Genomic DNA, 6,204 nt, shown 5'->3' with positions numbered 1-6,204 from the left:
CGGATGGAGATAGACTTTGCATCTAATCTAGTAGCAGAAGCTACCCTGTGGGAATGCGACTTCTTGTCGCACCATAATTATCGAAAACGGAAGTTAAAAGTATTGGTTTGAAACAAAGATATAAAGTTTCAATTCCTTTTTATTTCGCTCTTTATGTGATATATTTATAACATAAAGAGCGAAATATATCACAAAGGAGAATTTATATGAAAAATAAACTAGCTTACTTAGGATTTATTGGATTTCTAGGGTTTTTAGGTCCTCTTTCATTTTTAGGTGAAACTTCATTTACATATTACTTTTTCGCTTTCTTTTCTTTCTTTTTATATGCAAAAGTTATACCAGATGAACTTTTTATTCTACATGTTCGCATTGCTGCCACAAAAGCATTTTTCGTATCATTAGTATCAGGTGTTTTATTAATCTTAAGTATTGTTATTTTTGCAGATATACATGTAATTCGATTATTCGTTGCACTTGCAGTTGGAATACCATTAGTTACTTTTGTAATTAATTTAGAAATATTCGAACGTAGAGAAAAGAAAGGGATGCAGGATGACGTTGATTACTCGGATGAAAGAATATAGGGTAAAGTTAAATATGTCCCAAGGAGATTTAGCTAATAAGGTTGGAGTTAGAAGAGAAACAATTGGTAATCTCGAAAACGGAAAATATAACCCTTCATTAAAATTGGCTTACGATATTGCAAAAGTTTTAAAAGCACCGATTGAAGTGTTATTTTGGTTTGAAGACTAGTTTAATTCTAGTACAAGTGAATACAAGAAAAAAATGATGAATGTTCTATTCATGCTCGGTTAACATAACGTCTCATTATCGGTAACGAAGAAAAAGGCGAATCCCTTACTCTCAGAAGGGATTCGCCTTTTTCTTTTTCTATGACTCTATGCATCTTCTTATACATTCCTATTTTAGAGCGACTTTTGGCTTCCCTATAGTTCCCTATGTCTCCCTATTTTTCGCATAAAATTTTGCATACTCTTAGCGTGGTTTTTTCCGAAATACTAGCGGTCCCCCTAGTAAGGCTGCATTCTAGATTTTGATTTAACCTATAGCAAACTTATGATTTTAAAATTATTCTTGCATTTGAGTAGAAATACCATTATATTTGTATTAACAACTATATAAATAAACCATAATTTACGTGAAGGACACACCTTACGTACCATCCCAACGGTACAGGTGTGTCCTTTTTTACGTTCTAGGAGGAAAATATAATGGCAGAAGATAAGACAAACACTCAAACTGTAGAAGAACTTGGAATGGCTTTTGAAACAGAGAACGCACAAAGTGACACGATGTTTGAAACAAACTTTAATCAATTTGAGCGAGTACGTGATCATGAACTAGAGGAATTAGCCCGTATGAAACGTGAGCGTACTGTAGGAAAAGGCTTGATTACAGTCGTATCCGAAAAGCTATTCCCAACTAAAAACGGAAAGTCTGAGCGTATACAAGTACTTACAATGCAAATTGGTACTCATACAACAGCATATTGCCCCATTACAGAGGCAGGTATAAATGTTCCTAAAAATCCTCAATGGCTAGTTGGTAGAACAAAGCCTTTAATCATTGAACACTTCCAGAAAACGGAGGAAGGCAACTTTGCTGTTGTATCTATCACAGCAGGGGAATTGGCACTTCAAAAAAGATTATATGAAGAAGTGACAGCGCAAGAGGGTAACAAGGTATACACTGGAACCGTTTCAGGACATATCCCATCTGCACAAACTGTTTTAGTTGAAGTGCATGGTGTAACAATAGGTGTAAGGTACTCACACTGGTCCTATACATTCGTTCGTCCGGAGGATATTGTCATTGGTGATGTTGTAGAACTTATCATCGATAAAGTAGGGGAAAAGAATGGCCGTTATGAATTTAGAGGAAATAAAAAGAAACTAGAAACAGATCCAATTGAAAAGTTGTTAGAACTAAAGAAACGCCGTGACCGATTTGTAGGTAAAATTGTAGGGGTAGACGCTATTGCGGGTATTTTCGTAGAGGTTGCACCAGGAATTCAGTTTAAAGGACTTAAGAGCCGTAATCTTGCCAATCCAACTGTAGAAGATGCGAAAAATCAAACGATTGTTACATGTGAGCTGCTTAATATCGACGCGAAAAATAGAAAAGGTACAGTGCGTATCCTAAATTATCCGCAGGGACAAAGTAAAAAAACTAATTCGTCAATTTTCCAATTTTAATGGATGACTATGCGTACAATAGAGAAACAATTGCCCACTTATGTCCCTTCTATTCCTCATTTATCAAGTGAGGATGTACAGGGACTTCAAATATATCGGATACATGAACTGGATAAAACCTATGTATTCCATTCTTTTGACGAATTGGTTAAGTTTAAGCAGCGTTTAACAGAAGAACAGTATGCCTTACTTACTTTCATTGGGGTTCATACATCTGTTCGATTTAATCATTTATTATATTTATTTAAGGATAAATATTCGCGTAAGAAAATAAATGATGCACTTCAAGGATTACTTTACTACCGTCTGATTGAAAAATGGCAAGTGGAGAGTTTTGAAATGGAGATCTTTGAAGAAACATATACGTTATCCGACAATGGTTACAAATTTTTAAAATACTGGGAAGGAAATATGTTCTTCTTTGCCCCAGAACGAATTGATAATCACGGTAAATATGTTCACTTACGTTATTGGCACGATATAGAATTAATCTGCCATCTGCGTTATGCTCCATCATTTTTAGGACATATTATGCATCCATCTATTAGTAAAGGGGTTTTTACCCCTCCTTTAAGTTTTGCAGTGCAAGGCGGAGTAAATCATATATTTAATTTCGTTGTATACTCAACACTACTAACAGATAAAAAAGATCGTTTAAAACGAATTATTGCTCGATGGAAAGATTTCGTAGAATCAGGAAAAGATGTTATTATGCAAGATTTAGGAAACAATCCTACTGTATTAGTTATATATGTTTCTACTGAAAATCAAGCAAAACAAATTAATAAAGAACTATTACTCGACTTGCTCCCTGGTAAAGTATTGTTATGTATAGGAGAAACCTTGCATATAGAAGGATTACAACATGCATTTTACCAGCCCCTTGCAGAAGGGGAGATTAAACAATTAAATACAAAGCTATTCGCAACAAACTAAGCCACCCTTACAAGCTATTGATTCATTTTAAAGGGTGGCTTGTTTGTTATATAAAAAAGCGTGGAATATTTAAAAATAAATTAAGAAAACGAATTATCCTGTATCTCCCTCTATACAAATTACGGATTTTAAGAAATAATATTCTTTGACACCTTTATGCAGAAAAACAATATATACAAATATAAACATTCGTGTAAAGGAATATTTATGAAAGGAGTAACACATTGCTACGTATACAACGAGGGTACATGTATGATCCAGATGATAATGAGGTCATTGTGAACGAAATTTTCTACAACGCTGCATCCGAACAAAAGTTAGGAAGCAAAATGAGTGTGTTTGCTGCAGACAAACTCCCATCTTCCATTTTTAAAAAAGTTCAAGAAAACGAAAGTATGTCTTATATGGAAAGTATGGAAGTAGAAGAACAAACCATTCCAGAAATACTTTGTTATTTAAACCAAAATCAAAAGCCAGAAAAGCTCTATTTTGAAATGCAGTACATGAAGTAACAACAAGAACTGAAATAAGAGGGGATTTATAAACGTTGATACAGGGGTATAATTATATGGTAGATAAAACAACTACATATAAATTCCCTTCTTATTTTTGTTTTCTTAAAACAATTGAATATGATATAAAAATAGATTAATATATAACTATATTTATTGTTTAATTGATTCCGTTTATTCCCACACCTTTTTTGTGTTGTGGTTGAGTTGTAGAAGCAAGTTGCGTCTTGTTTCATTTATGAGAGGGCTTCTTTGAGCCGATTAGTGTATATATAGCTTATTTTGCTATGCACATTTTTAATCGACTTAAAGAAGCCCTTTTTGTGTTGTCTTTAAGTTAGGAAATATTTATATTAGACCATTTAGGCTAAACGAATAATAAGAGTGATTAAAGCACAATTTTAAAGTGCTTTTTTCTATTTTAAGGGGGAAATAGAAATGAAATTTTATAAGGTTAGTTATGGAGAAGAACTTGCTATAAAAATTATTGCAGCCAATAGTCCATATGAAGCAGTAGGATTTTATTTAATGGAAGCGCAAAGTGATTATGGTGAAGTAGAGTACGTTAATATAAAACGATTAGATTTGCATGAGCGAGTAAAGGTAGATTATGGACATATAGCAATCTATGACACCGTAGAAGAAATCTATCATCGTCAAAAGATTGTAAATTTCCCATGTGTTATAGCAAATTTACTACCATAAATTTAATAAAGTAGGTGTATATTATGAATGTTGAAAAAGAATTAAGAGAGATTTTATATTGTAAACAACTTATGAGGGATATGTTCTCTTTGTCAATTGAGAGAATCGAATATTTAGGTAAAGGGACAGTCTATATGTATTTTGCAGTAGTTTCAGAGCATGAACCGAATGTTTTCTATCGTATAGATAAAGATCTTGATACATTCAGGTTTGAAAAAGGCTCCTGGGCCTATGCTATTACACTGTAAAAAAGCTAATTTAGAGAATGTCGAATAATAAAAGCGGTAAGAAATTTCAACCAAATCCAAGGGTTTATCATATCCTACTTTTGTTAAGAATTTCTGAACTCTCCGTTTTTAAGAACATTTCATAAAAGAGACATAGTACAGTAGATATAGAATGGAATGCAACTATAGAAAATATGGGATTTATATATAGGTAAGGAACTTGTTGCAATGCTAAAAGCACAAGGAATTAGAAAATGTAAACCTGAGAGGAGCACTACAATATGATTACAGTTAACCGAGGATATATGTATGATCCAGATGATAATAAGGTCCTAATTACCGAAATTTATTATGAAGCTGCTACAGATACTAAATTAGGAAGTAAAATGGATAGCTTATCTTACTCAGCCATTCCTAATGAGATTAAAGAAAAAATAGAAGCAGCCGCTTCATTATCCTATGTGGAAAGCATTGAGATGTCTCAGCAATTAGCTGTCGTATATCAAAATGAAATTAACATGTATGGAAAACCAGAAAAATTATACTTTGAGTTAACTAGTATATAAGAGGGAAAAAAGACATTGGACGTATTTGTTCAGTGTCTTTTTTATTAATTTATAGAGGAGAATATAAAATGAATAGTGTAACTGAAATAGAAACAAGTCTTTGGACAATTTGTGTAGGGGATATTTTTAGCAATGGTCGTATGCCATACCATCTAAAAGTTGTAAAAATTGAAGTAGAAGATATGATGAAACCAGACGATGCGAAGGTATATAGTATACCTGTTCACCCTAAAAATCATAGAAGACGTATGAAAATAATGGATGTTTCAGAACATGTTTCTTATCGAGCTTGGTATTATAATGAGTTTTGGAGCAAATAATATACTATGGATGAAAGAGTGATACGGTTGTTTCACTCTTTTTTACTTGCATTAAAAATAAAGATAGTTTAATATACAGATATATTTATTATTTAATTGATTCCGTTTATTCCCACACCTTTTTTGTGTTGTGGTTGAGTTGTAGAAGCAAGTTGCGTCTTGTTTCATTTATGAAAGGGCTTCTTTGAGCCGATTAGTGTATTTATAGCTTATTTTGCTATGCACATTTTTAATCGACTTGAAGAAGCCCTTTTTGTGTTGTCTTCAAGTTTGGAGTTATTGTATAGCCAGCACTTTAGGCAATTATTTTATTAATTAGGGGGAAACATCATGAATTTAGCCATGGAAAAATCACAAGGGAAATTACAAAATGATGCTCATTTACATGACATTATTAAAGAAATTAAAGAACTAGCTAATCCTTTATGGATCAGTTCTTTATCAATGTTGCAAGCGCACAATCAAAACTTCAATACGAAAGCTACGACATTTAAGGATATTACCATTTCTGATTTAAGAGATTTGAAAGTAAGTTTAAGTCTCATTTATGCAGCAAGGAATATCAGTTGTAAAAGTATAGAGGATTTGAATAAGCGTCTATCCATTCAGTCAGGAAAAGATATTACTTCCTATGAGGATTGGCTGCTTCATGAAAACAGAGGAATTATATGTGAAATGATTGATGAACTTCGAAAGAAAGAGTGGTAACACCCAGATTC

At 32.9% G+C, this 6,204-nt stretch carries 10 protein-coding genes; all 10 read left to right on the top strand.

Annotated features, from left to right (window positions below; translation table 11 throughout):
- Window positions 1–206 precede the first annotated feature (206 nt).
- The gene (locus PDK19_RS26030) at window positions 207–587 is read left to right on the top strand and encodes a DUF3796 domain-containing protein (protein ID WP_000791543.1); all 381 of its coding nucleotides are present in this window, start codon (window positions 207–209) and stop codon (window positions 585–587) included.
- Entirely contained in the window at window positions 556–756 is a 201-nt protein-coding gene (locus PDK19_RS26025; RefSeq protein WP_000172689.1) for a helix-turn-helix transcriptional regulator, read from the top strand. The genes PDK19_RS26030 and PDK19_RS26025 overlap by 32 nt, the downstream gene beginning before the upstream one ends.
- 479 nt (window positions 757–1,235) lie before the next feature.
- Complete coding sequence (locus PDK19_RS26020) at window positions 1,236–2,219, top strand: hypothetical protein (RefSeq protein ID WP_000796701.1); 984 nt, start codon at window positions 1,236–1,238, stop codon at window positions 2,217–2,219.
- Window positions 2,220–2,228: 9 nt separating this feature from the next.
- The gene (locus PDK19_RS26015) at window positions 2,229–3,155 is read left to right on the top strand and encodes a hypothetical protein (protein WP_228920447.1); all 927 of its coding nucleotides are present in this window, start codon (window positions 2,229–2,231) and stop codon (window positions 3,153–3,155) included.
- A 248-nt stretch (window positions 3,156–3,403) separates the two neighbouring features.
- Window positions 3,404–3,667 (top strand): hypothetical protein, encoded by a 264-nt coding sequence (locus PDK19_RS26010; protein ID WP_228920450.1) that lies wholly within the window; start codon window positions 3,404–3,406, stop codon window positions 3,665–3,667.
- A gap of 438 nt (window positions 3,668–4,105) precedes the next feature.
- Window positions 4,106–4,372, top strand: a complete 267-nt coding sequence (locus PDK19_RS26005; protein WP_228920448.1) for a hypothetical protein — start codon at window positions 4,106–4,108, stop codon at window positions 4,370–4,372.
- 23 nt (window positions 4,373–4,395) lie between these two features.
- Complete coding sequence (locus PDK19_RS26000) at window positions 4,396–4,620, top strand: hypothetical protein (RefSeq protein ID WP_046647679.1); 225 nt, start codon at window positions 4,396–4,398, stop codon at window positions 4,618–4,620.
- 260 nt (window positions 4,621–4,880) lie between these two features.
- Window positions 4,881–5,165, top strand: a complete 285-nt coding sequence (locus PDK19_RS25995) for a hypothetical protein (protein ID WP_046647677.1) — start codon at window positions 4,881–4,883, stop codon at window positions 5,163–5,165.
- A gap of 68 nt (window positions 5,166–5,233) precedes the next feature.
- Entirely contained in the window at window positions 5,234–5,485 is a 252-nt protein-coding gene (locus tag PDK19_RS25990) for a hypothetical protein (RefSeq protein ID WP_046647675.1), read from the top strand.
- 330 nt (window positions 5,486–5,815) lie between these two features.
- Window positions 5,816–6,193: a hypothetical protein gene (locus tag PDK19_RS25985; RefSeq protein WP_046647673.1), complete on the top strand. Its 378-nt coding sequence runs from the start codon at window positions 5,816–5,818 to the stop codon at window positions 6,191–6,193.
- Window positions 6,194–6,204: the final 11 nt, after the last annotated feature.

The sequence above is a fragment of the Bacillus cereus group sp. BcHK124 genome, from assembly GCF_027712065.1.
GTDB lineage: Bacteria > Bacillota > Bacilli > Bacillales > Bacillaceae_G > Bacillus_A > Bacillus_A pacificus.
This window is presented reverse-complemented; position numbering and strand designations above follow the sequence as displayed.

Coding starts and splice junctions, on each gene's coding strand:
- PDK19_RS26025 (WP_000172689.1), top strand. CDS start 556: ATGACGTTGATTACTCGGATGAAAGAATATAGGGTAAAGTTAAATATG.
- PDK19_RS26030 (WP_000791543.1), top strand. CDS start 207: ATGAAAAATAAACTAGCTTACTTAGGATTTATTGGATTTCTAGGGTTT.
- PDK19_RS26000 (WP_046647679.1), top strand. CDS start 4,396: ATGAATGTTGAAAAAGAATTAAGAGAGATTTTATATTGTAAACAACTT.
- PDK19_RS26010 (WP_228920450.1), top strand. CDS start 3,404: ATGTATGATCCAGATGATAATGAGGTCATTGTGAACGAAATTTTCTAC.
- PDK19_RS26005 (WP_228920448.1), top strand. CDS start 4,106: ATGAAATTTTATAAGGTTAGTTATGGAGAAGAACTTGCTATAAAAATT.
- PDK19_RS25995 (WP_046647677.1), top strand. CDS start 4,881: ATGATTACAGTTAACCGAGGATATATGTATGATCCAGATGATAATAAG.
- PDK19_RS25985 (WP_046647673.1), top strand. CDS start 5,816: ATGAATTTAGCCATGGAAAAATCACAAGGGAAATTACAAAATGATGCT.
- PDK19_RS25990 (WP_046647675.1), top strand. CDS start 5,234: ATGAATAGTGTAACTGAAATAGAAACAAGTCTTTGGACAATTTGTGTA.
- PDK19_RS26020 (WP_000796701.1), top strand. CDS start 1,236: ATGGCAGAAGATAAGACAAACACTCAAACTGTAGAAGAACTTGGAATG.
- PDK19_RS26015 (WP_228920447.1), top strand. CDS start 2,229: ATGCGTACAATAGAGAAACAATTGCCCACTTATGTCCCTTCTATTCCT.